This is a genomic window from Devosia sp., from assembly GCF_039927955.1.
GTDB lineage: Bacteria > Pseudomonadota > Alphaproteobacteria > Rhizobiales > Devosiaceae > Devosia.
This window is the reverse complement of the sequence record NZ_JBDSUA010000008.1, coordinates 1-26182: the sequence shown is the minus strand read 5'-3', so window position 1 is coordinate 26182 and position 26182 is coordinate 1. Positions and strand designations below refer to the sequence as shown.

General features: G+C 62.2%; 29 protein-coding genes and 1 pseudogene. 13 read left to right on the top strand and 17 right to left on the bottom strand.

All coding sequences use genetic code 11. The features are described 5' to 3' along the window. Positions 1 to 163 precede the first annotated feature (163 nt). The 3 genes and pseudogenes from ABIT12_RS03820 to ABIT12_RS03810 all read left to right on the top strand — a co-directional run bounded on the left by ABIT12_RS03820 (position 164) and on the right by ABIT12_RS03810 (position 2192). Positions 164 to 814: a pyridoxamine 5'-phosphate oxidase family protein gene (locus ABIT12_RS03820; protein WP_348043917.1), complete on the top strand. Its 651-nt coding sequence runs from the start codon at positions 164 to 166 to the stop codon at positions 812 to 814. 91 nt (positions 815 to 905) lie between these two features. Continuing rightward, a complete protein-coding gene (locus ABIT12_RS03815) occupies positions 906 to 1436 on the top strand; it encodes a sugar O-acetyltransferase (protein WP_348043915.1) in 531 nt (176 codons plus the stop codon). A gap of 73 nt (positions 1437 to 1509) precedes the next feature. Next, positions 1510 to 2192 (top strand): annotated as a pseudogene (locus ABIT12_RS03810) (class I SAM-dependent methyltransferase). Here ABIT12_RS03810 and ABIT12_RS03805 read toward each other — a convergent pair. Next, positions 2189 to 2674, bottom strand: coding sequence for a DUF805 domain-containing protein (locus ABIT12_RS03805; protein WP_348043913.1), 486 nt, complete (start codon positions 2672 to 2674; stop codon positions 2189 to 2191). The pseudogene ABIT12_RS03810 and the gene ABIT12_RS03805 sit on opposite strands and share 4 nt — an antisense overlap. Positions 2675 to 2857: 183 nt before the next feature. Next, positions 2858 to 3493 carry an SH3 domain-containing protein gene (locus ABIT12_RS03800; protein WP_348043911.1) on the bottom strand — a complete coding sequence of 212 codons (636 nt, stop codon included), beginning with the start codon at positions 3491 to 3493 and terminating at the stop codon, positions 2858 to 2860. 331 nt (positions 3494 to 3824) lie between these two features. On the opposite strand from ABIT12_RS03800, the gene ABIT12_RS03795 reads away from it, so the two are divergent. After that, positions 3825 to 4925 (top strand): helix-turn-helix transcriptional regulator, encoded by a 1101-nt coding sequence (locus ABIT12_RS03795; RefSeq protein ID WP_348043909.1) that lies wholly within the window; start codon positions 3825 to 3827, stop codon positions 4923 to 4925. Positions 4926 to 4973: 48 nt separating this feature from the next. Here ABIT12_RS03795 and ABIT12_RS03790 read toward each other — a convergent pair whose 3' ends face one another. The 5 genes from ABIT12_RS03790 to ABIT12_RS03770 all read right to left on the bottom strand — a co-directional run bounded on the left by ABIT12_RS03790 (position 4974) and on the right by ABIT12_RS03770 (position 8274). Further along, positions 4974 to 5567 (bottom strand): peptidase inhibitor family I36 protein, encoded by a 594-nt coding sequence (locus tag ABIT12_RS03790; protein ID WP_348043907.1) that lies wholly within the window; start codon positions 5565 to 5567, stop codon positions 4974 to 4976. Between the two features lie 140 nt (positions 5568 to 5707). After that, on the bottom strand, positions 5708 to 6358 hold the full coding sequence (locus tag ABIT12_RS03785; protein WP_348043905.1) for an SH3 domain-containing protein: 651 nt from the start codon (positions 6356 to 6358) through the stop codon (positions 5708 to 5710). Between the two features lie 175 nt (positions 6359 to 6533). Then, on the bottom strand, positions 6534 to 7205 hold the full coding sequence (locus ABIT12_RS03780) for an SH3 domain-containing protein (protein WP_348043903.1): 672 nt from the start codon (positions 7203 to 7205) through the stop codon (positions 6534 to 6536). Positions 7206 to 7283: 78 nt separating this feature from the next. After that, the gene (locus ABIT12_RS03775; protein ID WP_348044019.1) at positions 7284 to 7625 is read right to left on the bottom strand and encodes an acyl-CoA thioesterase; all 342 of its coding nucleotides are present in this window, start codon (positions 7623 to 7625) and stop codon (positions 7284 to 7286) included. 55 nt (positions 7626 to 7680) lie between these two features. After that, the gene (locus ABIT12_RS03770) at positions 7681 to 8274 is read right to left on the bottom strand and encodes a thymidine kinase (RefSeq protein ID WP_348043901.1); all 594 of its coding nucleotides are present in this window, start codon (positions 8272 to 8274) and stop codon (positions 7681 to 7683) included. Positions 8275 to 8685: 411 nt separating this feature from the next. Between ABIT12_RS03770 and ABIT12_RS03765 the strand changes: the two genes are divergently transcribed. Beyond that, positions 8686 to 9084, top strand: coding sequence for a hypothetical protein (locus ABIT12_RS03765; protein ID WP_348043899.1), 399 nt, complete (start codon positions 8686 to 8688; stop codon positions 9082 to 9084). 67 nt (positions 9085 to 9151) lie between these two features. Here ABIT12_RS03765 and ABIT12_RS03760 read toward each other — a convergent pair whose 3' ends face one another. Then, positions 9152 to 10069 carry a DMT family transporter gene (locus ABIT12_RS03760; protein ID WP_348043897.1) on the bottom strand — a complete coding sequence of 306 codons (918 nt, stop codon included), beginning with the start codon at positions 10067 to 10069 and terminating at the stop codon, positions 9152 to 9154. Positions 10070 to 10184: 115 nt separating this feature from the next. On the opposite strand from ABIT12_RS03760, the gene ABIT12_RS03755 reads away from it, so the two are divergent. Together ABIT12_RS03755 and ABIT12_RS03750 are read left to right on the top strand one after the other, a co-directional pair. Then, positions 10185 to 10559 carry a MerR family transcriptional regulator gene (locus tag ABIT12_RS03755; protein WP_348043895.1) on the top strand — a complete coding sequence of 125 codons (375 nt, stop codon included), beginning with the start codon at positions 10185 to 10187 and terminating at the stop codon, positions 10557 to 10559. Beyond that, the gene (locus ABIT12_RS03750; RefSeq protein ID WP_348043893.1) at positions 10549 to 10932 is read left to right on the top strand and encodes a carboxymuconolactone decarboxylase family protein; all 384 of its coding nucleotides are present in this window, start codon (positions 10549 to 10551) and stop codon (positions 10930 to 10932) included. Before ABIT12_RS03755 ends, ABIT12_RS03750 begins: the two co-directional genes overlap by 11 nt. On the opposite strand, the gene ABIT12_RS03745 is transcribed toward ABIT12_RS03750, so the two are convergent. The 5 genes from ABIT12_RS03745 to ABIT12_RS03725 form a co-directional block, all read right to left on the bottom strand. Continuing rightward, positions 10929 to 12149, bottom strand: coding sequence for an aminotransferase class V-fold PLP-dependent enzyme (locus ABIT12_RS03745; RefSeq protein ID WP_348043891.1), 1221 nt, complete (start codon positions 12147 to 12149; stop codon positions 10929 to 10931). The two genes, ABIT12_RS03750 and ABIT12_RS03745, sit on opposite strands and share 4 nt — an antisense overlap. Positions 12150 to 12336: 187 nt before the next feature. Next, entirely contained in the window at positions 12337 to 13002 is a 666-nt protein-coding gene (locus ABIT12_RS03740) for a Spy/CpxP family protein refolding chaperone (RefSeq protein ID WP_348043889.1), read from the bottom strand. A 315-nt stretch (positions 13003 to 13317) separates the two neighbouring features. Beyond that, positions 13318 to 14085 carry an SDR family oxidoreductase gene (locus tag ABIT12_RS03735; protein WP_348043887.1) on the bottom strand — a complete coding sequence of 256 codons (768 nt, stop codon included), beginning with the start codon at positions 14083 to 14085 and terminating at the stop codon, positions 13318 to 13320. Between the two features lie 239 nt (positions 14086 to 14324). Beyond that, entirely contained in the window at positions 14325 to 15527 is a 1203-nt protein-coding gene (locus ABIT12_RS03730; protein WP_348043885.1) for a pyridoxal phosphate-dependent aminotransferase, read from the bottom strand. Between the two features lie 224 nt (positions 15528 to 15751). Next, positions 15752 to 16216, bottom strand: a complete 465-nt coding sequence (locus ABIT12_RS03725; protein WP_348043883.1) for a DUF4864 domain-containing protein — start codon at positions 16214 to 16216, stop codon at positions 15752 to 15754. Positions 16217 to 16377: 161 nt separating this feature from the next. Here ABIT12_RS03725 and ABIT12_RS03720 point away from each other — a divergent pair, with 161 nt between their 5' ends. Beyond that, the gene (locus tag ABIT12_RS03720) at positions 16378 to 16677 is read left to right on the top strand and encodes a hypothetical protein (protein WP_348043881.1); all 300 of its coding nucleotides are present in this window, start codon (positions 16378 to 16380) and stop codon (positions 16675 to 16677) included. Positions 16678 to 16798: 121 nt separating this feature from the next. After that, complete coding sequence (locus ABIT12_RS03715) at positions 16799 to 17227, top strand: CBS domain-containing protein (RefSeq protein WP_348043879.1); 429 nt, start codon at positions 16799 to 16801, stop codon at positions 17225 to 17227. On the opposite strand, the gene ABIT12_RS03710 is transcribed toward ABIT12_RS03715, so the two are convergent. Beyond that, a complete protein-coding gene (locus tag ABIT12_RS03710) occupies positions 17212 to 17616 on the bottom strand; it encodes a GNAT family N-acetyltransferase (protein WP_348043877.1) in 405 nt (134 codons plus the stop codon). The two genes, ABIT12_RS03715 and ABIT12_RS03710, sit on opposite strands and share 16 nt — an antisense overlap. A gap of 81 nt (positions 17617 to 17697) precedes the next feature. Here ABIT12_RS03710 and ABIT12_RS03705 point away from each other — a divergent pair, with 81 nt between their 5' ends. Genes ABIT12_RS03705 through ABIT12_RS03690 form a run of 4 tightly spaced genes read left to right on the top strand, consistent with a single transcriptional unit; the run spans position 17698 to position 21797 of the window. Then, complete coding sequence (locus ABIT12_RS03705; protein ID WP_348043875.1) at positions 17698 to 18825, top strand: ABC transporter permease; 1128 nt, start codon at positions 17698 to 17700, stop codon at positions 18823 to 18825. Positions 18826 to 18827: 2 nt separating this feature from the next. Next, on the top strand, positions 18828 to 19601 hold the full coding sequence (locus ABIT12_RS03700; protein WP_348043873.1) for an ATP-binding cassette domain-containing protein: 774 nt from the start codon (positions 18828 to 18830) through the stop codon (positions 19599 to 19601). Positions 19602 to 19603: 2 nt separating this feature from the next. Then, entirely contained in the window at positions 19604 to 21199 is a 1596-nt protein-coding gene (locus tag ABIT12_RS03695; protein WP_348043871.1) for an MlaD family protein, read from the top strand. A gap of 7 nt (positions 21200 to 21206) precedes the next feature. Next, positions 21207 to 21797, top strand: a complete 591-nt coding sequence (locus ABIT12_RS03690) for an ABC-type transport auxiliary lipoprotein family protein (protein ID WP_348043869.1) — start codon at positions 21207 to 21209, stop codon at positions 21795 to 21797. A 2-nt stretch (positions 21798 to 21799) separates the two neighbouring features. On the opposite strand, the gene ABIT12_RS03685 is transcribed toward ABIT12_RS03690, so the two are convergent. The 3 genes from ABIT12_RS03685 to ABIT12_RS03675 form a co-directional block, all read right to left on the bottom strand. Continuing rightward, positions 21800 to 22924, bottom strand: a complete 1125-nt coding sequence (locus tag ABIT12_RS03685; protein ID WP_348043867.1) for a hypothetical protein — start codon at positions 22922 to 22924, stop codon at positions 21800 to 21802. Positions 22925 to 24199: 1275 nt separating this feature from the next. After that, a complete protein-coding gene (gene corA, locus ABIT12_RS03680) occupies positions 24200 to 25192 on the bottom strand; it encodes a magnesium/cobalt transporter CorA (protein ID WP_348043862.1) in 993 nt (330 codons plus the stop codon). A gap of 246 nt (positions 25193 to 25438) precedes the next feature. Beyond that, positions 25439 to 25942: a hypothetical protein gene (locus tag ABIT12_RS03675; protein ID WP_348043860.1), complete on the bottom strand. Its 504-nt coding sequence runs from the start codon at positions 25940 to 25942 to the stop codon at positions 25439 to 25441. Positions 25943 to 26182: the final 240 nt, after the last annotated feature.

Below are 26182 nucleotides of genomic sequence, written 5' to 3'. Positions count from 1 at the left end.
ATTGTCTCAATTTGAGGTACGTACCTCAAATTGGAGCTGCTGTGGTATTGCTGTGGGGCAGGAGGGCATCATCGCGCCCGCGATGGAGCGCAGGCCCACTGGTCCAGACGGGCCAGGCAGCCATGATGATCAAACCAAAAGACACTTTCCGGGGGGGGAATTGATGAGTGAACTAGAGGTCAAGCCAGAATTCGTCATCGCGGATGAACAGTCGCTGCGCGGTCTATTCGAGGCCACGCATGACCTGGCCGTGGTGAAGTGCCAGGACAGGCTCGACAAGCATGCGCAGGCCTTCATCAAACGGTCGCCCTTCATCTGCATCGGCACGCAGAATATGGACGGCAAAGCCGATGTCAGCCCGCGCGGGGACCCGGTGGGTTTCGTCAAAATTCTCGATGAGCGCACTTTGGCGATCCCCGATCGGCCCGGTAATAACCGGCTCGACAGCCTAATCAATATCATCGCCAATCCCAGTGTCGGACTGCTGTTCATCATTCCGGGGTTTGACGACACCTTGCGGGTGAACGGGCAGGCGGTGCTGGTAACCGACCCGGCAATTCTTGAGGGCATGAGCGTCAACGATCGCATGCCCAAGCTCGCCATCGTGGTCAAGGTGAGCGCGGTTTTCATGCATTGCGCCAAGGCGTTCCGGCGCTCCAAGTTGTGGAGTCCGGAGCATTTTCAGGACCGTCGCGAGATGCCGTCGCTGATCAAAATCATTCTGGATCAGACCACCGGCGCTCCAAGCGGCGAGGGGGAGATGCGCAAACTGGATGACGATCTCGAAGAGGAATACAAGCGGACGCTTTACTGACGTGCCGTGAGGGGCCGCAAAGGCCTGACAACAGGAATTGGCGCTGGTGTAATTGCGCTATCATGGCGGTCGACTCACCCGGATCGGCGCCATGACCAACCCAGCCCGCTCGGCCGAAGGCCGGGCACGTTTCGAGAATGTGCAGCGCGCCGTGCGGCTTTCGGCGCGGCTGAGCGATATTGGTTTTGATGACCTCGATGATCTGCGCGCGGCATTTTGCGAGCTGATCGGCAGGCCTGTCGGCGAGCGGTTCATGATCATTCCGCCGTTCTCCACCGATTGCGGGCTCAACATTGTTGTGGGCAGCAACGTGTTCATCAACCAGGGCTGCCACTTCATGGATATGGGCGGCATCACCATCGGCGATGACGTGATGATTGGACCCAAGGTCAACCTGATTTCGGCCGGCCATCCGGTAGCGCCGTCCGAGCGCCGCAATGGTATTGTCGCCAAGCCCATTACCATCGGCAACAATGTGTGGATCGGCGCGGCGGCGACGATCCTGCCGGGGGTCACAATCGGCGATAATGCCGTGATCGCCGCTGGCGCCGTGGTCAGCCGCAATGTGCCGGCAGACACCCTGGCGGCTGGAGTGCCGGCCCGGGTGTTGAAGCACCTTTAGAGCGACGCCAGACGAAGCTTGACACTCCGGCCCCTTATGTAACATTAAAAGTTACGTGAGTGGAGATGATGCCATGCCTGCCTTGCCAATTGGCGAAACGCCGGTGTTTTCGGGGGCCCATGCGCGCTCCTATGCCCAGGGGCCGGCACGGCAGGTTCCGGGATTTGCCAGCCTGCATCGGATGACGTCGATGCTGCTGGCGGAGCGCGTGCCGGAGCAGGGGCGGGTTCTGGTGCTGGGGGCAGGCGGGGACTGGAGCTCGAGGCCCTGGCGGACGAGCATGCCGGGTGGAGCTTTGATGGCGTCGATCCATCGGGCGATATGCTGGCGGTGGCACAACAACTCGTGGCGCCGCACGCTGCGCGGATCAACCTGCACAAGGGCTATGTCGAGGTGGCACCGGACGGGCCATTCGATGGGGCGACCTGCCTGCTGACGCTGCATTTCGTGGCACGCGAGCAAAGGCTGGGGACGCTGCGGCAGCTGCATCGCCGGCTGGCACCGGGGGCGCCCCTTGTGGTTGCGCATATCAGTTTTCCGCAGACTGAACCGGAGCGGTCGCTGTGGATCGCGCGTCACGTGGCGTTTGGCGGCACGGACCCAGCCAATGTGGCGAGCGCCCGGCAGGCAATCGGGACCCGGCTTTCCATTTTGTCGCCGGAGGACGACGAGGCGATGTTGTGCGAGGCCGGGTTTGCCGATGTGGCGCTGTTCTATGCGGGCCTGAGCTTTAGAGGCTGGGTCGGCTACGCCTAGATAAAGCGGCCTTCGCCGGGTTCGCTGGCCGGCGTCTTGCGGCCGGCCGGGGTGCGACCCATGGCGGCGTGCAGGCGGGCATTGCTGACGGAGCCGCGGCGGGGCGTGGCGGGAGCCTGGGTGAAGTGGCTGGGTTCGCCGAAGTCATTGGCACCGTCCTGGCTGGCATAGCAGGTCCAGACGAGGATGAAGAGGCCGCCAAACGGGACAAAGTTCAGCAGATACCACCAGCCGGATTTGCCGATATCGTGCAGGCGGCGCACGGTGACGGTGAGCCCGGGAATAGCATGAAACAGCGCGACGACCGAGACCAGCGTCGCCGGATTTTCCGGGTCGGGCAGGGTGTGATTGAGCTTGAATTCGATGAACAGCGTGCCGCCGATGACCAAGAGCGAGATGAACTGGTAGATCCAGTATTGCGCGCGACCGGTGCGGCCGGAAAATTCGAAATAGCGCAGCATGGCATCGAAGTATGAGCGCATCGTCTGTCCCCCCGGGCGCAAGCAAGGGGCCAGCGCCCAGCATGGATAGCGGCTGCGGCTCTGCAAACAGCTGTGAAAGTGCGTACAATTTTATGGATGGGGCGGGCCACAAGGCTGGTCGCTGAAGCGGTAAAAGCAAACGCCGCCCCGGAGGGCGGCGTTGTGGAGCGGATGCGGCGCTGGTTACCAGGCCTGGTAGCTCGAGGTATCGTCGTCGAACGAGCCCAGGCTGGGCTTGCTGGTATGCACGACGGCGCAGCCGGCGGTATAGTTATAGCCACGGCAGATCTGCACCTGGGCGCCGCCATAGAGCTTGATCGAGGAGATCTTGTCGTTCCAGCTGAAGCCGATGTGGTTGTCATGGCTGCTGGCGGGAACGCAGAAGCTGGCGCCGGTGAAGTTCGGGCCCTTGAAGAAGCAGGCCTTGGACGCTGCCGGCACCGGAATGGGGGCCGGGAGCGGTGCGTCGCCGATGCCGAAGGAGATGGCTGGGCCGCCAGGGCCAAAGGTCAGGCCGAGGTTGAACGGAATGTCCTTTTTCGGGCTCGATGGGGTGGCAGCCGCTGGCTTGAGGTAGGATTTGGCGACGTAGCCATCCGGGCCATCATGCTCGATCTTGCACCAGGAGGTGTTACAGGCCAGCACGTTGACGGCCTCGCCAGCGTAGAGGCTATCGACCTTGGCGTAGCCGGTGCCCGGGCCGGAGCGGACATTGACGACGGATTTGGCAATGCCCGCTTCGGCGAAGGCGGCGCCGGCCGTGGTCAGCACCGTGAAAGCGGCGAGAGCAGATGCGATGGCGATGCGCTTGGTGATCATTTTCAGGTCCTCGATTTGGTGAACCGGCGTCCCTCTGGATCGCCGTTATTGAGGGTGAGTTGATACCTTGCCGGCTGAACCATGGCTGAACGTGCTGTTTAGCCGGGCGGGCCAACTGTTCAGAAAACCGGTGTTTTGGCGGTCCTTGAGCGCTATATCCTGAATTGACGCACAGCGCGGCAGGCGACTGATCGTTCCCTCCCTAGGGAGATTTCCCAATTGTCGGTGTGGCGCGGGACTTTACGGTGTATTGAGGTACGGTCATCATTTCTCCGGGGGGAGAGTGACGAATGGTCAGGTCGGAGCACAGAGCGATGCCAGAAGCATGCGATTGAGCACGGACCATTCCGACATTATCGGCTCCATCTATGAGGCGGCGGTTCTGCCCGAACGCTGGCCTGCGGTGCTGGACAGGCTGTGTGCAATCTCGGGAGCATGGGGCGGGGCGCTGGTGGCGGTGGATAATGCGCAGCGGACGCGCTTCACTACCACCGACAGCTACCGCGCCCCGTTCGAGGATCTGGCCAAATCCGGGCGTACTTACAGTAATACGCGGACCGAGCGCTTTCTGGCAGCGCGCTATTCGGGATTTTCGCGCGACCTGGATTTTTGCACGCAGGACGAGCTGGACGTGGATGCGGTCTATCGCACCCTGCTGCATCCCCATGGCCTGAACTGGACCATGGGTTCGGTGATCACCATGCCCACCGAAGATGTGCTGGTCTTCGATTTCGTGCATCGCAAGATCGACGGGCCGTTCGAACAGGAGGCGGTGGCCGCGCTCAACCCGTTTCGTCCGCATCTGGCGCGGGCGGGCCTGCTATCGACACGATTGCGGCTGGAGCGGGCCCGGCAAGCTATCGAAACACTGGCGATGATCGGTCTGCCGGGGGCGGTGCTGACCGCTGCGGGCAAGGTCATGGCGTGCAATGGGATGTTCGAGGCGCTGGCGCCGCGCATCAGCGTGGGCGCGCGCGATGTCCTTGGGATGCTGGATGGGCGGGCGCTGAGCATCGTGCAAAACAGCCTTGCGGCCGTGACCAGCGATGAAGCGCCCTCGATCCGGTCCATTCCGGTGGCAATGACCGGGGAGATGCCGGCGCTGATCATTCATCTGGTGCCGATACGGCGCAGCGCCCACGACATTTTCATCGGCTCCAATTGCCTGATGATGGTGACCCCGGTGCTGGCGCCCGATGCACCGCTGACCGAGATGCTCAACGGCTTGTTCGACCTGACGCCGGCGGAAGCGCGGCTGGCCAAGGCGCTGGCGAGCGGATCGACCAAGTCCGATTTTGCCGCCGGAGCGGGGATTTCCACCGAGACGGTCAAGACCCAGCTTAAATCGGTGTTTGAAAAGACCGGCGTGTCGCGGCAGGCCGACCTGGTCCGGCTGCTGGCCTCGACTTCGCCATTGCGGGGTGCAAACTGATCGCGCCCGTCTGGCTTGATGCTAGGCCGAGTAACCCGGCGCGGCGACTTACCAGACGTGGATCGAGGATACGGCGTTGTTCAGATATTGCTGCAGTACCGGCTGATCTTCGTTGATGCGGGCGCAATAGCTCTTGAAGAAGCGGTCACGGCAGAGGGTGACCGAAGCGCCGGGCGGCACCTGGATCGACGAATAGAGGTTGTCGGCGTGGCCGAGCAGCAGATCGTTGTACACAACGCCGCCGGCAAGGCACACGGACGAGCCGGTATAGTGGGCGCCTTCAAACAGGCAGACCTGACCGCTGCCCCCAGAGGCATAGTTGAGGCGCGGGCCGGTGAGTCCCGGGCGCGATTCCAGGCCGAAGCGGATCAGGCCAAGATGGGTCCAGCCCTTCTCGTGCCCGGCGTGAACCTGGCACCACAGGCGCTGGCAGCGGTCGACCAGGATGGGCTCGTCGGCGGCGATCGAGCCGGTCTGATCATAGCCTTCGCCGGGGCCCTGGAGCAGGATCAATTCTGCCGAGCTCCACGCATGCGTTCCAGCCATGGCCGGCGCGGTCATGCCGGCAAGGGCGCCAATAGCCAGTGCCGCCAGTCCAAGGGATGGCAGGACCGTGGCAATGGCACGAATGGATTTCAGCATGTGGGGCACCCTCCAGCAATATGGCCCAACATTAGCGGCTGATCAGCGCTTCTCCAAGCCGGAAAAATCCGCAATCCGGACGATAAAAGGCGCCACGCAGGGAAACGTGGCGCCTTAGGAGATGCGGTCGGAGCGCTGGTTTAGCGCACGCGGACCGAAACGATGTAGTCGTCAAAATCACCCAGCGAAGAGGCGCTGGAGGTATAGGTGCGGCAATCGCGATAGCCGGTGCCACAGACCTCAACGCGCAGGCCATCGGGATTGTCGATGGAAGAAATGCGCTCCGACAGATTACCGAGGTTGCGCAGGCGTTCGCCTTGTTCAGCGCAAATGCTGGCGCCGCGGAACCGGGTCCGATCATAGAAGCAGACTTCGCCGGTGGTGGCGGCCTGGACGACTGGCGGGCGCGGAGTGCCGATGCTGATGCCATTGGGGCCGATATTGATGCCGATGCCGCCGCCAATGGCAATGCCGGGCTGGATTGGGGTAGCAGTCGTGCCGCCGCCATAACCGCGCCCATTGGCAAGAAAGCTGGAGGCGATCCAGCCGCTGGTGCTGCTGGTGCGGACCTGACAGAACGAACCCTGACAGCGACCGACATCAACATTGGTGCCGCGCGACAGCACGTCGATGACGCCATAATTGGTGCCGGGGCCGGAACGAACATTGACGTTGCCGGTCACCTGACCGGGCGCGGCTTGGGCGGCCGGGATCATGACGATGGCAGCGGCTGTCGCCACGGCGGCGCCGGCGGCAATGTTGAGCAGTAGCTTGCGGGTCTGGCGTTTCATAAGGCGCTCCTGGTGTGCCCGGCACGCCTGATCGTCGGTAGGGATGACGTGGGCGAGCGGCGGATATTTGTTGGGAGAGCAACGAGGAGCGGGGCAAACAGTTCCGCTTAACTGCCGCGGCGGAGCAAACAAAACCGCCGGCCCGGAGGCCGGCGATGGAGCAGGGCGACAGCGATCAATACACTTCGAGAGAAGAGACGCGGCGATCGAGCTGATTGGCGATACGGCCCTTGCTGCGGGTCAGTGTCTGGCAAACGCCGACCAGATTGCGGTCGCCGCAGATGTCGACGGTGGCGCCGTTGAACAGCTCAACGGAGCGGATGCGGTCATTCCAGCCCTGGAGCGAATTGAGTGTATCGCCCTGTTCGACGCAGAAGCTGCTGCCAGAGAAATTGGTGCCGCTATAGAAGCAGGCCTGCGCCAGATCGTCTTCCGGCTCGGGTTGCGGAATTGGAATTGGCCTTGGGCGCTGGGGTTGCGGCAAAGGCTGCGGTTGTGGCTGGTTGATGCCGAAATTGATGCTCGGCTTGCCGTCTGGGCCGATCTGGATGCCGAAATTGACGCTGGGATCAGCGGGTGCGGCCTGGCCCGGCTTGGCAAGAAAAGTTGCCGAAACCCAGCCGGCGCCGCCGTTGGACGAGACATAGCACCAGCCGCTATCGCACTGGCTGACATCGACCATCTGGCCGGCGGGCAAGACGCCGACGACGCCATACTGGGTGCCCGGCCCGTTGCGAACATTGACGTTACTGGTAATCTGGCCCGGCGCAGCCATGGCCATAGCGGCGCTTGCCAAAAGAGCGACGGTGGCCAGGATCGAGGTCAGCGCGACACGGATAGTCTTCATAATGCTCCCCTTGGGTGGCCGGACGCTCGGCCATGATGATGTTTGACCACAGGCAAACTGAACGGCGGCTGAATATGCTCAGACGATAGCAGGCGGAATGGCGCGCTTCTGACCGTCTTCGCCCAGCGCGACATAAACGAAGCGCCCATCGGTGACTTTCTGGCGTTCATCGAGACGGTTGCGGCGGGCCCAGGCTTCCATCGCCACGGTGACCGAGGTGTTCCCGACCCGCTCGATGGTGGTATAAACGCACAGGATATCGCCGACCTTGACCGGGGCGATAAAGGTCATGGCCTCAACGGCGACCGTGACGACGCGGCCCTGGGCGCGCTCGACGGCGGCGATGGCGCCGGCAATATCCATCTGGCTCATCACCCAGCCACCGAAAATATCGCCGGCCGGATTGGTATCGGCGGGCATGGCGAGAGTGCGGATGGTCAGCGAGCCAGTGGGGCCGTCGGTATCTTTGATCACGTCATGGTCCTTTCACCGGCCATTGGCCGATCGCTTCTTCCCAATGCTTGCGGCAGAGCGAGACATAGGCCGACTTTTCAGCCGAGACCTGATCGCCGGCGGTCAGCACGCGACCATCGGCGCTTTGACGCACTACCATGGTAGCCTTGGCGCCGCAGGAGCAGATAGTGCGAATTTCGCGCAGCACATCGGCAAGGGCGAGCAGGGCTTCGGACCCCGAGAACAGATTGCCCTGAAAATCGGTGCGCAGGCCAAAGCACATCACCGGCACCCTGAGCCGGTCAGCAACGCGGGCTAATTGCCAGACTTGGTCGCGGGTGAGGCATTGGGCTTCATCGACGAAGACGCAATCGACCTTGGCCGCGTCGATATGGTCATGGATGATCTGATAGAGATCGTCGCCATCGGCATATAACTGGGCGGGGGCATCGATGCCAATGCGCGAACTGATGACGCCGACGCCATTTTCAGCATAGACGGCGCAGGTGAGCAGCAGCGCCCGCATGCCCTGTTCGCGATAGTTATAGGCCGCCTGCAGCAGAATCGTGGATTTGCCGGCATTCATGGTCGAATAGGAGAAATAGAGCTTGGCCATCGGGGTCCGCGCGGGTTTGGCCTGTTATTGCGGACGCGGGGCAAAGTGGCGAGTGCAAAGCAAGTTGCTCCACAGAATAGGCTGCGACGCTGCGTTGGGTGCAAGAAGAATAGGCTGCTATGCAGCCTTGGGGGCTCCACAAAAAAGAGGCCGCCCGGGTGGGGCGGCCAGAACCGGACCGGGGTCCGAGGAAAGGCGGGTTGGCAGCCAGGCCTTTCCAGAACCGAGCGCGGCGCATTTGGCGGGGCGCGGGGCATCGGCAGCAGACCCGGGCGCTTTGGGGGTAGCCCGGGATGATTAGGACGTTATTGGGGCCACATGACGGTGCGATGACGCCGATATCATCGGGTCATCACACATCGGCCTTAGTGTTGCGGCGTGATTGGCGCGCCGGGGGGCCGGAGACTGACGATGACGTTATTCAAGACCTTGATCGCTGCCGCCTTGATGTTCACCGGCACCAGCACGGCCTTTGCCCAGTTTGCCTCGCCGGTGGGGCTATGGGAAATCGAGATGCGCGATTCGCGCTATGACGTGGCAATGTGCGGGCCCAACAACAGCCAGCTGTGCGCGACGCTGGTGTGGCTGGGCAATGGGGCGGACAGCCCGGAAAACCTGCCCTATATGAACACCCTGCTGATCGACCACGCGCCACCGGCCGGCCCCGGAAAATGGCGCGGCAAGCTGCATATCTATGGGCAGAATGCCACCGGCACGATCACCCAGATCAACGACAACCAGTTCTCGCTCAAGGGCTGTGCGCTGCTGATCATCTGCAAGACCTACCAGATGTATCGCTATACGAAGTAAGTGCGGAAAGGCCCGCTCACCCGGCCGGAGGGCCAACCTCTCCCTCGAAGGGGAGAGGCTAAGAAGCTCAGGTTAGCGGGTGGATGATTTCCTCGGCATGGTCGGCGCGCCGCCGCTCCATGATGGCGGGGACGGCTTCGACCAGCACGATGGCGACGAGGATGAGCGCCGCGCCGCCGTAGCCAATCGGCGTCAGGCGTTCGCCCAGCACGAGGCCGCCGCCAAGGGCCGCGAACAGGCTTTCCGATGACAGGATGATCGCCGCATTGGCCGGCGGCACATATTGCTGGCCGACCGCCTGCAGGGTGAAGGCGATGGCGGTGGAGAAAACGCCGGCATAGGCGATTTCCTGCCAGCCGCCGAGAATGCCGCTAAGGGTTGGGGTTTCCAGGACAAAGGCCAGGATCAACGCGGCGGCGCCGGCCAGCAGGAAGCTGACGCAGGAGACCAGGATCGGCTGGCCGCTGGTACGGGCGATATAGCCCAGCATCAGCACCTGTACGGCCCAGAATACGGCGCAGATGACGATCAGGCCATCGCCGGAGTTGAGGCGATCAAGCCCGCCGCCATTGAGATAATAAATGCCGATCAGCGCCAGCGGTACACCGACCCAGACGATGGGGTGCGGCCAGGTGCGGAAGGCGATCAGCGCAATGGCGGGCACGAACAGCACATAGAGGCTGGTGAGGAAGCCGCCATTGGTGACGGTGGTGGTGAGCAGGCCGACCTGTTGCAGCCAGGTGCCGACGAACAGGAACAGGCTCATCACGGCGACGAAACGCCACTGCTTGCCGGTGAGCTTGACCGGGCTGCGGCTTCGTTCCCACAGGGCGACCGGCAGGATGACGAGGCCGCCCAGCAGATAGCGCACGCCGATAAAGGTCAGTGGCCCCATCGAGGCCATGGCGGATTTCTGCACTACGAAGGCAAAGCCCCAGAGCATGGTGCAGAGCAGGAGCAGCAGGATGGCAGCGAGGCGGGGCATGGGGGACTCTGTGATGAAGCGCCATAAATCACAGATTACTCTGCGCTGCAAAGGCCTTGACTTAGAGTTCGCTCGAAGCTGTAGGACAGGGGCGTTGAGGAAAACTGAGGCCGCAATGAAGATCGGTGAACTGGTAAAACGCAGTGGGCTATCGGCTCATACCATTCGCTATTACGAGCGGATCGGGCTGCTGCCCTATGCCGACCGGGACCGATCCAGCCACCGCGATTACGACACCAGCATCCTGGTGTGGATTGCGTTTCTGGAGCGCTTGAAGGTTACCGGCATGCCGATCAGCGAAATGCTGCGCTACGCGGCATTGCGGCAGCTTGGCCCGGCAACGGAAGGCGAACGCCGGGCTTTGCTCGAAGCGCACCGACACCGTGTTCGGGCGCACCTGGCCAATCTGCAATCGGCACTTGCTGCCCTCGATACCAAGATCGCCGGATATTCCGACGACATAGCAGGGACGACGCACAATGACACATGAAAGCCGGCTCGAACGCGGCAGCAGAATTTTGAGTGAAATCGATGGTTTGGCCGGGGAGCGCGTGGTCGATAGCCTTAGCGACATCGCGCCGGATTTCGCACGCTACATCCTGGAGTTTCCTTTTGGCGACATATATGCGCGCCCGGGACTGGACCTAAGGGCACGGGAGATCGGCACGATCGCCGCGCTCGTGGCAATGGGCACAGCGACACCGCAACTCAAGGTGCATATCGAGGCTGGACTCAATGTGGGTCTAGGCCGCGACGAAATCGTCGAAATCATCATTCAGATGGCAGTTTATGCGGGTTTCCCGGCGGCGCTCAATGGCTTGTTCGCCGCCAAGGAAGTGTTCGGGCTGCTTGATGCGGCTTAACGCAGTTCCGCATCGAGCGCAGCGATCAACTGGTCGATCTCTGCCGGGGTTGTGTAATGGGTGAATGACAGGCGCAAGACGCCGTGGTTGGGGTCGATGCCGACGGCCTGCAGCAGGCGGTAGGCGTAAAAGTGCCCGCCGCTGGCCATGATGCCGTGTTTGGCAAGGCGCTCGGCGACGGGGCGACCGGGTTCGGCAAGGCCCAAGGCGATGGTGGGGGCGCGCAGGGCCGGATCGGCCGGGCCGATAATGCGGACGTTGTTCTTGCCGCGCAGATAATCGAGCAGGGGTGTGGCGAGGGCGATTTCCTGATCGCGCATGGCGTGATGAGCGCGGCGGAACGGGTTGCCGGTGCCGTCGGCAATGTCGGCCACGGCTTCGAGGTAATCGGCGATGCCGGCGCTGGCGGCGATCTGGGCGTGATCGGGACCGGCGGGGGTGAGGCGATAGCGCGGTTTGTCGTCGTTGAAGAAATGGCCCTGATTGGGCAGCGCGGCGGCGAGCGACGGGCGCACGGCCATGATGCCCTGATGGGGGCCGTACACCTTGTAGGCCGAGAAGAAATAGATATCGGCGCCCAGCTCGACCAGATCGGGCAGGCCATGGGGAGCGTAGCTGACGCCATCGATGACGGTGACGGCGCCGACGGCATGGGCACGGGCGGAGATTTCAGCGATCGGGTTGATTTCACCGGCAATGTTGGAGCAGTGCGGCGCGGCGATCAGCTTGACCTTGTTGTCGAGCAGCGTGTCGAGATCGGCCAGCGCGAGGCGGCCAGTGACTTTATCGACACCCCATTCGCGTACCTCGATGCCCTTGGCGGCCAGCTTGCGCCAGGCGCCGCCATTGGCTTCATGGTCCTGATTGGTGACGATGACCACGTCGCCGGACTTGAGATAGCCGCCAAAGGCGTTGCCGAGCACATAGGTATTGGCCGAGCTGGAGGGGCCGAAATGGATCCATTCCGCCATAACGCCCAGCGCGGCGCCGATGCGCTCGTAGGCGAGATTCATGGCGTCGCCGGCTTCGATGGAGGCCGGGTAGGTGCCATAGGGCTGCACCTTGGTGCGGGTATAAAAATGGTTCAGCCGATCCAGCACCTGCCGCGAGGTATAGGAGCCACCAGCATTTTCAAAGAACGCCTGGCCCTGCAGCGAGGGTTCGGAGAAGGCGGGGAAATTAGCGCGGATGCGGGCGGGGTCGAGCGGCAGGGTCATGGAGCGTTCCGATCAGGTGGTATCTGATTGGTAGCGGGTCCGCTGCGGTGGTGCAACCGCTGCAAAAGCTGAACCCCGGCTGTTGAGAGCCGGGGTTCGCACTGCGCCGAGGCGGGGGCATGCCGAAGGGCGCAGCCTGGGCCGGTCCGGACCCGCAGGGGGATGCGGAGGGACCGGCTGGAGGGGTTTAGCCGTTGATCGGCGCAGGGGCGTCAGCACCCATCGGCTGTGGCTGGCCGTTCATCTGGCCCTTGTGCTCGCCGCCGGGACGATGCTGGCCGCCGTTGCCGCGTTCGCCCATTTCCGGGCGTTCGCCACGGGCTGGCGCCAGAGCGGCCTTCTGCTCATCGGTCAGGCTGGCGGTGAAGGCTTCGAGCTTGGGCAGGATGGTGCTCAGCGCCTTGGCATGGGCGGTTTCGACGGCAATGCGGGTCTTGACCAGGGTGGTTACGTCCGGCCTGGTGGCGGCATCGGCAGCCGGGCGGGAGGCGTCGAGCACGCTGGTGAACTCGGTGGCCGCGGCAAGTGCCGTGGTCTTGAGATCATCGAGCAATGGCTTTTGCGCATCTGTCAGCGTGATGGCGTGCGACAGGCGGACAAAGGCAATTTCGATGCCTTCAGTGCCGCGTTCGAAATTGAGCAGGCCGCCAAAGCCACCGCCGCGCGGGCCATTTTCTTCCCGACCCATTGGGCCAGGACCATTGCCCGGGCCCTTGTGGTGGCCGTTATCGGCGACCTGGGCGGCGGGGGTGGTGGTTGCTGCGGCATCCTGCGCCATGGAGGGGGCGACGGCAGAAAGGCCGATAGCGGCGGTCATGAGTGCGATGATAGCGGTTGAGCTAAACTTGTTCATCGGGGTCGGTTTCCTTTGCATGGGAAGCTGGTTTGTCCAGCACAGGAGCGACCATACAGGGGCCAATCTGTTCACAGCCTTGCGAGCAGATGAAGCTTTGGACAGGCTGGTAAGGTTTGGGGGCGCATCAGATTTGCTTCGATCGCTGCTGTGAGCGCCGACTGGCAGCGTAGTGAACGGCCGATTGTGGGCGGCGGAGTTTGCGGAAACATACCCCCTTCCTGCTCGATGACGGACTTGGCAAGCCAAGTCCTATCTCGCTTCCCTCCCCGCAAGGGGGAGGGTTGTCGACTGATGGTTCAGCAAAGCGATTTTTCAGGCGGCGGTGAAGCCGTTGTCGACGAACAGGTGGGTGCCGTTGACGAAGCTGGCGTCGTCGCTGGCGAGGAACAGCGCGGCGCGCGCGACTTCTTCGGGTTCGCCGATGCGGCCCTGCTGGGCGGCAAGGCTGGCTTCGGAAACGTCGACGCCGAGCTTTTGCAGTTCATCGACTTCGCGCAGGCCATGCGGGGTGCGGATGAAGCCGGGGCAGACGGCGTTGCAGCGGATATTGCGATCGCGGAATTCGACGGCGATGGCACGGGCAAACATGTGTACCGCGCCTTTGGTGGTATCGTAGAGCACTTCCATCGGCGTGCCGGCCACCGCCGAAATCGAGGAGGTGCAGACAATCGAGCCGCCGCCGGCCGCGATCATGCCGGGCAGCACGGCCCGGGTCATCAGGAACATCGAGCGGACATTGACCGCGTGCAGCCAGTCCCATTCGGTCAGCGTGGTTTCAAGGAATGGTTTGATGACGATGGTGCCGGCGTGATTGAACAGCACGGTGACCGGACCGAACTGCGCCTCGGTGGCCTTGACCGCCGAGATCACCGCCGCCTCGTCGGACACATCAGCTTGGAAGGCCGCCACGATGCCACCCGCGGCGCGGATTTCGGCAGCGGTGGCTTCTGCCGCCGCCAGATTGCGATCGATGATCGAGACCCTGGCACCTTCGGCGGCAAACAGTTTTGAGGCTGCCCCGCCCATGCCGGTGGCGCCACCAGAAATGATTGCCACCTTGCCCGCCAGCCGTCCACTCATGGTCGCCTCCAAAGATGTTTCCAGCAAGCACGCTATCTCAAGCGATTAAAACGACGAAATCTAATGGTGATGCCAAATCCATCCAAAAACTCGGTGTCACCCCGGCGCGGGCCGGGGCCCATCTCGAGATTTAACTACGAGCCGCACGACCGCTGAAAATGCCCGCTATGTCAGGATGGGCCCGGCCTGCGCCGGGGTGACACTGTGTTTGCGGAACAAGCACCACTGCACTCTCAGGCTCAGGCGATGCCGGCGCAGAAGGTCTGGATGCGTTTGACCGCTTCTTCGAGTTCGGCATTGCTGGCGGCGTAGCTGAGGCGGAAATGGCCGGGCAGGCCGAAGGCAGTGCCATGGACCAGCGCAACGCCGGTTTCTTCGAGCAGGGCCAGGACGAAATCCTCGTCGGTGGTCAGCCTGGTGCCGCCGGCGCTGGTCTTGCCCAACAGGCGGGCGCAGGAGGGGAAGACGTAGAACGCGCCTTCGGGCGTCAGGCAATCGAGCCCGGTATTGGCGGTGAGGCCAGCGACCACCATGTCGCGGCGTTGCTGGAACACCTGGCGCCAGTCATCGAGAAAATCCTGCGGGCCGTTGAGCGCTTCGACAGCGGCCCATTGCGAGACCGAGGTGGGGCAAGAGGTGGATTGGCCCTGCAGTTTGGTCATGGCGGCGAGCAGCGTCCGTGGACCGGTGCAATAGCCGATACGCCAGCCGGTCATGGCGTGCGACTTGGAAACGCCGTTCATGGTCAGGGTGCGCGGCTGCAATTTGGGCTCGACCTGGGCGATGGTGGCGAAGGTGCCGCCATCATAAACCAGCACTTCATAGATATCGTCGGTGAGGATGTGGACGTGCGGATGGCGCAGCAGCACATCGGCGAGACCGCGCAGTTCGGCAGCGGTATAGGCGGCGCCGGTGGGGTTGGATGGGGTGTTGAGCAGCAGCCACTTGGTTTTTGGGGTGATTGCCGCTTCCAGCACTTCAGGCGCGAGCTTGAAGCCGGTGGTCGAGTCGGCCACGGCAAAGACCGGCTCGGCGCCGCACAGGCGCACGATTTCGGGATAGCTCACCCAATAGGGGACGGGCACGATGACTTCGTCGCCGGGGTTGAGCGTGGCCATCAGCGCATTGAAGATGATCTGCTTGCCGCCCGAAGAGACAAAGCAATCCGCCGCCGTCACGTCGAGGCCGTTGTCGCGCTTGAACTTGGCGGCTACGGCGGCCTTGAGTTCAGGGATGCCATCGACATTGGTATAGCGGGTCTTGCCCTCGTTCATGGCGCGGGTGGCGGCTTCGCGTACATGGAGCGGGGTATCGAAATCCGGCTCGCCGGCCGACAACGCGATGACGTCGCGACCGGCAGCTGCCATGTCGCGGGCCTTCTGGCTAATCGCAATTGTCGCCGATGGCGCCACGCGCCCCAAAGCCTCAGACAAGAACGCCATGATCATCTCCCACGATTGCGCCGCTGTGATAGTGCGGCACGGGGCGGGGGGCAAGGTGCCACGCTCCCCGGTGGTTCGACAGGCTCATCATGAGGTCTGCCAGGAGGCGGAAACCAGCCAAGATGATCGGGGGGTGGAGCGGGATGGCTGGCTAGCACTGTGCCGCCTGGATTGCGGCCTTCGCCGGAATGACACCGGGTGTGGGAATGACGTCGCAGGTGGCCTTAGATGCCGACACCCTTCTGCTTTTGCAGCGCGACGCCGTTGATGCGCCAGCCGTCGGCTTCCTTGCTGATCTGATACAGCGCCTCGTACAGGCTCTGGTCGGGGCCGACAAACTTGACCACCTGCAGCACTTCTTGGGCGCTGAGCTTTTGGAACTTGCCGAAGCTGTGCGAGCGGGATTTGACGATCGGCTCATAGCCGCCGCTCAGGATGGCGGTGTAAAACAGATCTGGATCGGTGAAGTTTGCCTTGAAGACGGATGAGGCATATTCCAGTGCGGCGGCGCCGTCACCCTTGCGGAAGGCCTCGATCTGGCTGGTGACGATGGCTTGCCACGGCGCATCGGTTGCCGGGTCCATCGGGGTGGACGGGGCCGGCGTGGCGGTGGTGGCGGGCGCGCTTTCGGCAAAGCTCACACCCGTCAAGGCAACTAAAAGCATCGCAATCCCAAGCACGTAACGCATCACTGCCTCCTTGGCGTTCGACGTTTCATGGCTTCCAAACCACGGCCGCTGCCACAGTTCTGCCCTCAAATGGTACGCACATCACCTCTTTGACCGCAAACTCCCTGCGCATTTGGCAGGCTTAGTATGAGCATTGTGAACTCGAGTTGGACGACGATCCCATGCACAAATCTACGTCTGCCCAGCGGAAAAGTTTCAAACTCTATGCCATTGCCAGTTCCGTTCTTGCTGGCACAGGCGGGGTCGCCGCATTGTTTTTCGGGGTCAGCCCCAGCAATGCTGCCGATTTCGCTCAGACCATCGATGCACCGGTGGCCGTGTTCATGGTTCCGCTGAGTTTGCTGGTGTTCGCAATCCTGTTCGAAGTGGCGCGCATTACCTGGCGCGGCGCTTTACCGGAACAGGCGCCGGCGCGCCGCGATGCCAGCCAGTATTGGCAGGCAGGCCGGGGCGAAGGCTGACCTCCATAGACTTGATACTCCGTAGAAACTGGGTCGGCCCCGCGCCGGCCCTTCTTTTTTGTGTGCTTGTTTACGGGGCAGCAGAGGTGCAGACTCCACGTCCAGAGGGGAGGATTGCATCATGCTTGTTTCATCTATTCTTCGATCCAAAGGGGCCGTGGTTCAGACCCTGCCGGCCAGCGCCACGCTGGCCGATGCCGTCTCGGTGCTCAATACCCACAATATCGGCGCGGTGGTGATCACCGACGAGGGCGGGGCGATCATCGGTATCTTGTCCGAGCGCGACATCGTCCGCCGCCTGGGCAGTGACCCGGCTGGAACCTTGTCGATGCATATTGCCGACGCGATGACGCGCGGCGTGGTGACCTGCACGCCCGACGCCGAGATTGACGCGGTGATGGAGCAGATGACCAGTTTCCGTATCCGCCATGTGCCGGTGGCCGAAGCTGGCGAACTGCTCGGCATCGTTTCGATTGGCGACGTGGTCAAACACAAGCTCGATCAGGCCGAACACGAGACTGCGGCGCTGCGGGACTACATCTCGTCGTGATCTAGCCGCAACCTGATCAACCCGGCCTGCGTGGGGGCAAATCCGCAGGCGGTGTAGAATCCGGCCAGATGGGGTTCATAATCGACGTGCAGCCATTCGGCGCCGCCGGCCGTGGCTGCCGCGCGGGCGGCGGCGACGAGGCGGGTCGCAATGCCTTGTCGGCGATAGTCCGGATCGACGCATGTATCGAGCAAAAAGGCGTGAACGCCGCCGTCCCAGGCAAGGTTGACGAAGCCGATGAGACGGTCGCCATCAAAGGCGCCGATATAGGCGAGGCTCCGTTGCAGCACGGGTTGAAAGCTGTTTCGATTGGTGTCGCCCCATGCAGTTGCCCACAATGCCTGTAGTGTCGCGTCGGACAGTATTGGGTTGTGTACGATTTCGACCATTCAACTCTCTTTTGATGTTTGATACGCAGGTCTGGCGCGATGTGATAGTGAATCAGTTGATGATTTGAAACACGTGGCTTGATGGGTCTTCAGATAGAAATCGCAGCGCGGGGAGCGACGGAAACAGTCATTGCCTGTTCGGGCGACTGGACGTCCGCCAATGCGCGGGCGCTGGAGGCCGAGATTGCCGGCCTGTCGCTGTCGCCGGCCCAGCGCGGCAGCCTGAGCCTTGATATCCACGCAGTTGGAAAGCTCGATACCACTGGCGCCTGGCTGCTGACCCGGCTGCGGCGCAGCAACCAGCAGGCCGATTCTGCCTTTGCCGGCGCCTCGAGCATGCACCAGCGCCTGCTCGACCGGATCAACCAGTATGAGCCTGGCGACCTGCCGCCGGTGCGCCATACGCCGGCCCTGCTGGTGCCATTCGCGACGCTGGGCCGGACCGTGATCACCGCCGGACGCGATATCTACCTGGCCAATGTTACGCAGGGCCATCTTCTGGCAGCCCTGGTGCGTACGCTGAGCCTGCAGGCGCCGTTGCGAATGGCCAGTTTCGTGCGGCAATTCGAAGTGATCATCCTGCGCTCAATTCCCATTGTGGCGCTGATCTCGCTGGTGGTGGGCGCGATCATCACCCAGCAGACCATTCTGCAACTGCGCAATTTCGGCGCGGCGATTTTCGTGGTCGATCTGGCGGCAATCCTGATGTTCCGCGAAATCGGCGTGCTGCTGGCCGCGATCATGGTGGCGGGCCGCTCGGGCTCGGCGATTACCGCCGAGATCGGCTCGATGCGGATGCGCGAAGAATTCGATGCGTTGCGGGTGATGGGGGTTGATCCCTATCAGGCGCTGATGCTGCCACGGGTGTTTGCCCTGGTGCTGGGCCTGCCGCTGCTGGCGTTTGTCGGTTCGATGGCGGGGCTCGTTGGGGCAATCTTTGTCGCCAAGGTCTATGGCGACATTCCGGTCGATGTGTTTTTCATCCGACTGCGCAACGCCATGAGCATCACCAGCGTGCTGGCGGGACTGCTCAAGGCGCCGTTCATGGGGTTCCTGATCGGGCTGATCGCCTCGGTTGAAGGCATGAAAGTGGCCGGATCGTCAGAATCGCTGGGGCGGCGCACCACCTCGTCGGTGGTCAAATCGATCTTTGTGGTCATCGTTGCCGATGGGGTGTTCGCCATCTTCTTTGCGGCGGTCGGGTTTTAGCCATGGCAGTTGCCCCAAACACCGCACCAGCGATGAGCGTGCAGGACCTGGTGGTGGGTTTTGACAGCAAGGTCATCATCAACGGGCTGAGCTTTGAGCTGTTGCAGGGCGAAATCCTGGGCCTGATCGGACCGTCAGGCTCCGGCAAATCGGTGACCATGCGAGCGATGGCGGACCTGCTGCCGCATCGTGGCGGCGATATCATTGTGGGCGGGCAGAAATATGCGGAGCTAAACAGCCGCGAGCGCGTTCAGGTCAGGCGCGACTGGGGTTTGCTGTTTCAGCAGGGCGCGCTGTTTTCGTCACTGACAGTGCTGGAAAACATCGAATTCCCCATGCGCGAGCATCTGGACATGTCGTCCGGGCTGCGTCGGGAAATTGCCCGCATGAAAATCGATCTGGTCGGCTTGCCGGCCGAGGCGGCGCTCAGCTACCCGGCGCAACTGTCTGGCGGGATGATCAAGCGTGCCGCGCTGGCGCGGGCGCTGGCGCTCGACCCCCACATCCTGTTTCTGGATGAGCCGACGGCGGGCCTCGATCCGATCGGCGCCGGCAAGTTCGATGAGTTGATCCGCACGCTGCGCGACACGCTGGGCCTCACGGTACTGATGGTCACCCACGATCTGGACAGCCTCGAAACCGCCTGTGACCGCATCGTGGCGCTATCTGATGGCAAATTGCTGATGGCCGGGACCCTTGCCGAGATGCGCGCCGCATCCCATCCTTGGCTCCGGGACTATTTCCACGGCCCCCGCGCCCACAACCTCGAAGGCTAGACATGGAAAACAAGGCAAATTATGCACTGGTCGGGGCGTTGGCATCTGCCGTACTCGCCGCGCTGTTTGCTTTCGTGTTCTGGTTTGCCGGCCCGTCGAGCAGTATCCCGACCAAGCCTTATGATGTGATCTTCACCGGCACCGTCTCGGGCATTGGCCCCGGCACCGACGTGCAGTTCAACGGCATCAAGATCGGGCAGGTCAAAACCGTGGCGCTGGACCCGGCCGACATCAACCGCGTGATTGCCCGGATCGAGCTGGATGCCTCGGTTCCGGTCAAGGCCGACACCAAGGTGCTGATGGGATTTCAGGGGTTGACCGGGACTGGCTCGCTGCAACTTTCGGGCGGCTCCAAGGATGCGGGTGCCCCGCCCATCGAGCAGGGCCGTTCGGTGCCGACGCTCTATGCCAAGGTTTCCGATTTCCAATCGATCCTTGATGGGCTGTCGTCCACCATCAACGGCACCTCGACCGCCGTCGACCGGCTCAATGGGTTCCTGGACACCAACGAGACCAAGCTCAACGCGACGATCGCCAATGTCGAAACCTTCAGCGATGCACTGGCGGCCAATTCGGCTGGGGTGAAGGACGCACTGGCCACCGTCGCCGATGTGGGCAAGCAGATCGGCCCGATGGCGGAACAGATCACGGCGCTGTCGTCCGATCTCACCGACCTGGTGGCGGCCATCCCGCCGGAAAAGGTCACGGCCGTGGTCGATAATGTCACCACGTTCAGCGATACGCTGGCGCGCAATTCCGGCACCATCGATGAATTCTTCGCTTCGGCTTCGACGCTGTCGAAGAACCTGACCGAGATGAGCGCAAGCCTTGGCACCAGTGTCGACAAGATCAATGCGGTGACCGCCGAAATCGATCCCAAGGCCGTCAGCCGGGTTATCGCCAATGTCGATGACTTCTCCAGCCAGCTGGGGCCGATGACTGCTGATCTCAAAGGCATTCTCGCTGCGGCGCCGCCGGAAAAGGTGGCGTCCATCGTGGCTGATGTCGGCACGTTCACCGAAAGCCTGGCGCGCAATTCGAGCCAGATCGACTCGGTGCTGGCCTCGGCTGGAACGCTGTCGAAAACCCTCACCGACATGGTGACGGGGCTGGGGTCCAGCGTCACCAAGATCAACGAGGTTGCGGCCCAGATCGATCCGGAAATGGTGACGCGGGTGCTGGCCAATGTGGATACCTTCACCACCAAGCTTGGCGCCAATTCTGCCAATATCGACACCATTGTCGCCAATGCGACGGAGGTGTCCAATTCGCTGGTCGGCTCGGCGGGCAAGGTCGACGAGATTTTGAGCAAGCTCGATACCTCGGTGACCAGCGCCGAAGGGCAGGGCGTGTTCGGCCAGATTGGCGACGCAGCGGCTTCGGTCAAGGCGCTGGCGGACCAGCTTAACGCCAGCACTGCCAAAATCGCGGTGGGATTGAACGATTTCACGAGCAAGGGATTGTCCAGCTATACCGCGCTGGCGGTGAATGCCCAGACAACGCTCGACCGGCTTGACCGCGTCGTGCGGAATTTGGAAAACAATCCGCAGGGTCTGATCTTTGGCGGCGACACCGTCCGCGACTATAACAAGAAATAGGATGGCCATGCGCCCCACTCGCCGCACATTCATGGTTCTGGGCGCTTCTGCGCTGACGTTGGGCCTCGCCGGGTGTCTGGGCGCGGCACCGCCGCTGACCTTTGATCTGGGCAGCGCCGCGCAGATTCCGCTGCGGCGCCGTTCTTCCCGCGTGGTGGTCATCACCCTACCCAAGACCGTGCAGACCTATGACACCCAGCGCGTGGTGGTGCGGGAGCCGGGCAATATTCTGAGCTATCTGCCCGATGCACAATGGTCCGACACCTTGCCGCGGCTGGTGCAGACCAGACTGTTGCAAACGTTTGAGGCCAGTAATTTCCCCAATATCGGTCGTCCCGACGATCAGTTGCGGGTCGATGTGACGCTGGCGACCGAATTGCGGGCGTTTGAAATCGACGTGGCTGGCGGCAATCTCGCGACGGTCACCATCAGCGCCAAGCTGGTGGATGAGCGACGGGGGATGATCTTTGCCAACAAGGAATTCACCGCCAGCCAGCCTGCCGCCACCGATCCAACGGTGCAGGCGATCAACGGGCTGGACGGCGCGCTCAAGTCGGTGATGGAACAGATTCTGCAGTGGACCGCGCAGACGGCCTGAACTTAGGCGCTGGTGCCGAGCAGGCTGGACAAGCCGCCGCCGCTGGAAGAGCTGCCAGTGGCCTGGTTGAACATGCTCATCAGCTTGGATGTGCTCTGGTAATTGGCGACAGCTGCGGCATAGAGCGTGTCGGAAATGCCGGAGGCCTGGCGTTCTTCGGCTGACATCGAACCATACATGGAAATGATATTCTGGCTGAAGCCGGTGGGGTCTGAGCCCTTCGAGGCGCTCTTGAAGCCGGCCAGCAAAGCGGCGCTGCTGCGCGACTGGATGACGGATTTGGCGATCCGCACCTCATCGGTGGAGAATTTGCCGTCGGTATTGAGCGCGATGGCCGAGACCTGCCGGCTGTCGAATTTGGACAGATCGACCAATTCTCCAGACTTGCGCGCCTTGTCGATGATCGGCACCAGGCCCCTGGCCTTGATGTCCGCATAGGCTTTGTCGAGCGCGGCGCGCACGTCGCCAGCCACGTCGGAGATGTTGCGCGTGGGGCTGGTCTGACGGGCATCGACCAGCGACAGATAGAGCGCCACCGGATCATCCTCACCAGCATCGGGTTTGAGCTTGGGATCGGCGGCGAGCTGTTTTTGCGCATCGGCAATGGCGGCGCGGGCGGCGACCATTTCCGGTTCGGCTTTTTCCTCGGCGCTCAGGCTGTTGAGGTAATCGGCGGCGGCCTGATAGAGGCCGGTATAATTGCCGCTGACCTTGGCGACGGCAGCCGGACCCGAGAGGGCAGCTTCGAATCGGCGCTGCATTTCAAGCGACGCGCCTTCCTGCTCATCCTTGGTGAAGGTGTCGTTGGTAGAACTGGAGATGGCGAACAGTTCGCGCGGGTCCAGGCTTGCCAGATCGACCGCCAGCTTGCCGCCCTTGAGCGGGGAGGTAACGCCAGCGGTTTTCAGCAGGCTATCGAACTTGGCGCGCGCCTCGGCAATGACGGTGAGGAAGTCCTTGACCTGCAGGGCGGCCTTGGCAGCATCGGACAGGGTAATGGTGGTTGCGGCCTGCTCGGTGGTGCCGGTCAGCAGCGTGGCGCCGCTGCTGGTCTGCGCGCTGGTGCTGGTGGCTGCAGCGAGGGTGGCATAGCCGGTGCTGGCATAAGTCGATGCGGTGATCTGCATGGTGGCAATCCCATTGGTTAACAAAACCTATGCAATCACCGTGCCGGAAAATAATGCTGATATTTCAATGAGGCGCGAGGCCGCGCAGCGCCAAACGCGGCAATATTTGCCCTGCAGGGGGTCCGAATGCTGAAAAAGAAAAGGCCTCGCCCGAGGGGATGGGCGAGGCCAAAGGGTCATCTGCCGGGGCATCAGACCTTGGAGGCGCAGCACAGCGGGGGGCGCTGGCTGCAAATGCAAATTGACTATTCCCCATCGTCGGACTGGACACAAACGCACACTGGGAAGTGCTGGTATGCGGTCTGCGCAAAAGCCTGGGACAAAAAAAGGCCCCACTCGAGAGCGGGGCCTGATGATCGGCAAAGCCAGATCCAAAGTAGCGGCATCCGGCAAGGGAGGAGGATATGCCGTCTGCCAGGTGGGCCCAAGTCGAGGGAGGAGGATACGACTTAAACCCGGTGTTGCAACGGCGTGGTCCGAGGGAGGAGGATACGGAGGACGCTGCGGCAACGTCATCACCATAGATTTTGACCATTTGGTCAGCAATGGGGTTGAGGTTATGCCAGCCATGCATTTTTGACTGCGGCATTCTGGCAGGTGGTGGACTGCCGTTATGCCTATTTCTGCCTTCTCCCCTTGCGGGAGAAGGTGCCCGAAGGGCGGATGAGGGGTCTCTTGCTTTGAGCTAGTCGTATGCGGAGACAACCCCTCACCCTGCAATTCTGCTGGACGCAGAATTGCAGTCCCTCTCCCGCAAGGGGCGAGGATGCAGACTGTTTCGACAGCGGTTCGTCGGCAAAACCATCGGCACAAAAAAGAGGCTCCACCCGAGAGTGGAGCCTTATGACCGGCCTGAGCCAAATCCAAAGTAATGGCGAGGCGCAAGGGAGGAGGATATGCGCGCCGCCGGGTGGGCCAGGATCGAGGGAGGAGGATACGATCAAGGCCCGGTGTTGCGATGCATGGCCCGAGGGAGGAGGATACGGGGCACGTCTCAGCAACATGATGAAGATGCCTTGAAGTACGTTCGTCAGCAATGGGGGTGCTGACATGTCAGCCATGCGTTTTGCGGGGGAAATGAAAATGGCCTCGCCCGAGGGGGAGCGAGGCCATTACTGCATCCAGGCAAGCCCGAATGCAGGAAACGCAACGAACCACAAGGGAGGGAGGGAACGGTTCGTCGTGTTGGCGGTGATGTAATGGTGGTCGCGGCTGCCAGCAATCGGGTCAATCGTTATGGCAGCCATGCGTTTGGCGCGGGGCAAAAATTTGCGCTCAGAGCCAGCCTTTTCGCTTGAAGAACAGGTAGGGCAGGATCGCCGACAGAACCATGGCGGCCAAAGCGAGGGGATAGCCCAGCTGCCACTCCAGTTCGGGCATGACGCGGAAGTTCATGCCATACATCGAGGCGACCAGAGTGGGCGGCAGGAACACCACGGAGGCCACCGAGAAAATCTTGATGATCTGGTTCTGCTCCAGATTGATCAGGCCCAGCGTGGCATCGAGCAGGAAATTGATCTTGGTAGACAGATAGCCGGCATGCTCGCTCAGGGCCGAGGCGTCGCGCTGCAACACCTTGAACTCGTTGCGCAATTCACGGGCCGCCTTGGTGTTGGAGGTGTCCTTGGTCTGATGGAAGGTCGCCAGGCGCAAGATGCTGATCAGGCTTTCCTTGGCCAGGGTCAGCATATCGCCCTTCTGGCCGATCTTTTCGATCAGATGCTGCAGATTGTGCGCCTTGCGGGTGCTGGACTTGGTCCGGTTGCGGAACACCTCGCGCGAGATGGTGTCGATCTCGTCGCCGGTGTTTTCCAGCACCTGCGCCAGGCGGTCGATCAGCGCTTCGAGCAGGCCGACCATGACCAGTTCGCCATTGGCATAGATGCGGCCATTGGGCTTGGTGACGCGGCTGCCGAACAGCGTGAAGGGCAGCGGTTCGGCATAACGCACGGTGACCAGGGTCGATTCGCGCAGCACGAAGGTTACCGGGGTTTTCATCGGGTTTTCCTCCTGGATATTGACCAGCGCGGTCAAGGTGAGGAATTCGGTGCCGCCTTCGTGAAAAAGGCGGGCCGACGGCTCGATGTCCTTCATTTCGTCGCGGGTGGGCACGGAGACGCCCAGGCAGCGTTCGACGAATAGTTCCTCATCGTCAGTCGGGTCGACCAGATCGTACCAGACGGCGTTTTCGAGGCCGGTGACATTGGAAATGCCGTCGCTGACGGCGCGCACCAGATGGGTCTGGTCCTTGGTATAGATACGCAGCATCACTTAGTCCTTTGCGCAGGGCCGCGGGGCCGCGCCGGACCTGAACCTTCAGGGGCGCTGCAGCTCCGGGGCGATCGAAGATCGACTTCGACTGTCGGGGTTCATCGGGGTTGTCCTTGTTGACATGAGTTCGGCACGGGCCGAATTCGCCCGACACATGAGCGCCTTGAGGCACGGTGTCAATCCCGCGCCGCGTTGCGATGCGGGGGACCATGCCGGCTCACCATGACGTGAATTGAGGTCGCTCTATTGGGTCGCGGTGAGGCTGATCAGTGCTTGGGTCAACGTGCCCGGCTTTTCGGCATATTCGATGTTATCGATGCGCCAATAGGGATCGAAGCCGGTTTCGACCACGACCTTCCTGAGATCGAGCGTGTCGGTGTAATTGGCGTCGGGATAATCCTTGAAGGTGTAGTTGAGCGGCACGGTTGCGGTATCACCGGTGATTGCTACGGCACCCACCGTGCAGCCATCGGCATAGTCGGGCGCGGTGCGCCAGGGGACGCCGTCACCAAGCGGCGGCATGTCGCCCGGATTGGCCTTTTCATAGGCATCGCTCTTTGCCCACGCTGCGGCGATGGCTTTTTGCAGATCGGGCGTAAGTAGCGCGGCCTCGACCGGCGACATGTCATTGCCAACGCTGCCGATGCAGAAGATCTGCCCGACCTGGTCGGGGCTGAGGGTGATCATCTGCGCCGAAGCCGGCAGGGCAAGGGCCGCGAAAGCGGCAATGGCAAGAGGCAGGCGCATGGTGAAAATCCCCCGAAGTCGAGCGGAGGCTAATGGGGGCGGGCTGAATGCGCAATGAATGTGAATCGTCGGTGTATTGGGCTCTCATCCCCCCTCCCTGACCCTCCCCCTTGTGGGGGACTGTTCACTTTGGACTCAGTTTGAGATTTCGGTTGAAGAACAGGGCAAGTGTCACGTCGAGCATCTGAAGTGTTTTGGAGGCGCGTTTGGATCGGCGGGTGAACCGGGCCAGGTTGTCTC

Bases quoted from the DNA above. Each gene is read 5' to 3' on its own strand.
- ABIT12_RS03820 (WP_348043917.1), top strand. From the start codon at position 164: ATGAGTGAACTAGAGGTCAAGCCAGAATTCGTCATCGCGGATGAACAG.
- ABIT12_RS03815 (WP_348043915.1), top strand. From the start codon at position 906: ATGACCAACCCAGCCCGCTCGGCCGAAGGCCGGGCACGTTTCGAGAAT.
- ABIT12_RS03805 (WP_348043913.1), bottom strand. From the start codon at position 2,674: ATGCGCTCATACTTCGATGCCATGCTGCGCTATTTCGAATTTTCCGGC.
- ABIT12_RS03800 (WP_348043911.1), bottom strand. From the start codon at position 3,493: ATGATCACCAAGCGCATCGCCATCGCATCTGCTCTCGCCGCTTTCACG.
- ABIT12_RS03790 (WP_348043907.1), bottom strand. From the start codon at position 5,567: ATGCTGAAATCCATTCGTGCCATTGCCACGGTCCTGCCATCCCTTGGA.
- ABIT12_RS03785 (WP_348043905.1), bottom strand. From the start codon at position 6,358: ATGAAACGCCAGACCCGCAAGCTACTGCTCAACATTGCCGCCGGCGCC.
- ABIT12_RS03780 (WP_348043903.1), bottom strand. From the start codon at position 7,205: ATGAAGACTATCCGTGTCGCGCTGACCTCGATCCTGGCCACCGTCGCT.
- ABIT12_RS03775 (WP_348044019.1), bottom strand. From the start codon at position 7,625: ATGCCCGCCGATACCAATCCGGCCGGCGATATTTTCGGTGGCTGGGTG.
- ABIT12_RS03770 (WP_348043901.1), bottom strand. From the start codon at position 8,274: ATGGCCAAGCTCTATTTCTCCTATTCGACCATGAATGCCGGCAAATCC.
- ABIT12_RS03765 (WP_348043899.1), top strand. From the start codon at position 8,686: ATGACGTTATTCAAGACCTTGATCGCTGCCGCCTTGATGTTCACCGGC.
- ABIT12_RS03760 (WP_348043897.1), bottom strand. From the start codon at position 10,069: ATGCCCCGCCTCGCTGCCATCCTGCTGCTCCTGCTCTGCACCATGCTC.
- ABIT12_RS03755 (WP_348043895.1), top strand. From the start codon at position 10,185: ATGAAGATCGGTGAACTGGTAAAACGCAGTGGGCTATCGGCTCATACC.
- ABIT12_RS03750 (WP_348043893.1), top strand. From the start codon at position 10,549: ATGACACATGAAAGCCGGCTCGAACGCGGCAGCAGAATTTTGAGTGAA.
- ABIT12_RS03745 (WP_348043891.1), bottom strand. From the start codon at position 12,149: ATGACCCTGCCGCTCGACCCCGCCCGCATCCGCGCTAATTTCCCCGCC.
- ABIT12_RS03740 (WP_348043889.1), bottom strand. From the start codon at position 13,002: ATGAACAAGTTTAGCTCAACCGCTATCATCGCACTCATGACCGCCGCT.
- ABIT12_RS03735 (WP_348043887.1), bottom strand. From the start codon at position 14,085: ATGAGTGGACGGCTGGCGGGCAAGGTGGCAATCATTTCTGGTGGCGCC.
- ABIT12_RS03730 (WP_348043885.1), bottom strand. From the start codon at position 15,527: ATGGCGTTCTTGTCTGAGGCTTTGGGGCGCGTGGCGCCATCGGCGACA.
- ABIT12_RS03725 (WP_348043883.1), bottom strand. From the start codon at position 16,216: ATGCGTTACGTGCTTGGGATTGCGATGCTTTTAGTTGCCTTGACGGGT.
- ABIT12_RS03720 (WP_348043881.1), top strand. From the start codon at position 16,378: ATGCACAAATCTACGTCTGCCCAGCGGAAAAGTTTCAAACTCTATGCC.
- ABIT12_RS03715 (WP_348043879.1), top strand. From the start codon at position 16,799: ATGCTTGTTTCATCTATTCTTCGATCCAAAGGGGCCGTGGTTCAGACC.
- ABIT12_RS03710 (WP_348043877.1), bottom strand. From the start codon at position 17,616: ATGGTCGAAATCGTACACAACCCAATACTGTCCGACGCGACACTACAG.
- ABIT12_RS03705 (WP_348043875.1), top strand. From the start codon at position 17,698: ATGGGTCTTCAGATAGAAATCGCAGCGCGGGGAGCGACGGAAACAGTC.
- ABIT12_RS03700 (WP_348043873.1), top strand. From the start codon at position 18,828: ATGGCAGTTGCCCCAAACACCGCACCAGCGATGAGCGTGCAGGACCTG.
- ABIT12_RS03695 (WP_348043871.1), top strand. From the start codon at position 19,604: ATGGAAAACAAGGCAAATTATGCACTGGTCGGGGCGTTGGCATCTGCC.
- ABIT12_RS03690 (WP_348043869.1), top strand. From the start codon at position 21,207: ATGCGCCCCACTCGCCGCACATTCATGGTTCTGGGCGCTTCTGCGCTG.
- ABIT12_RS03685 (WP_348043867.1), bottom strand. From the start codon at position 22,924: ATGCAGATCACCGCATCGACTTATGCCAGCACCGGCTATGCCACCCTC.
- corA (WP_348043862.1), bottom strand. From the start codon at position 25,192: ATGCTGCGTATCTATACCAAGGACCAGACCCATCTGGTGCGCGCCGTC.
- ABIT12_RS03675 (WP_348043860.1), bottom strand. From the start codon at position 25,942: ATGCGCCTGCCTCTTGCCATTGCCGCTTTCGCGGCCCTTGCCCTGCCG.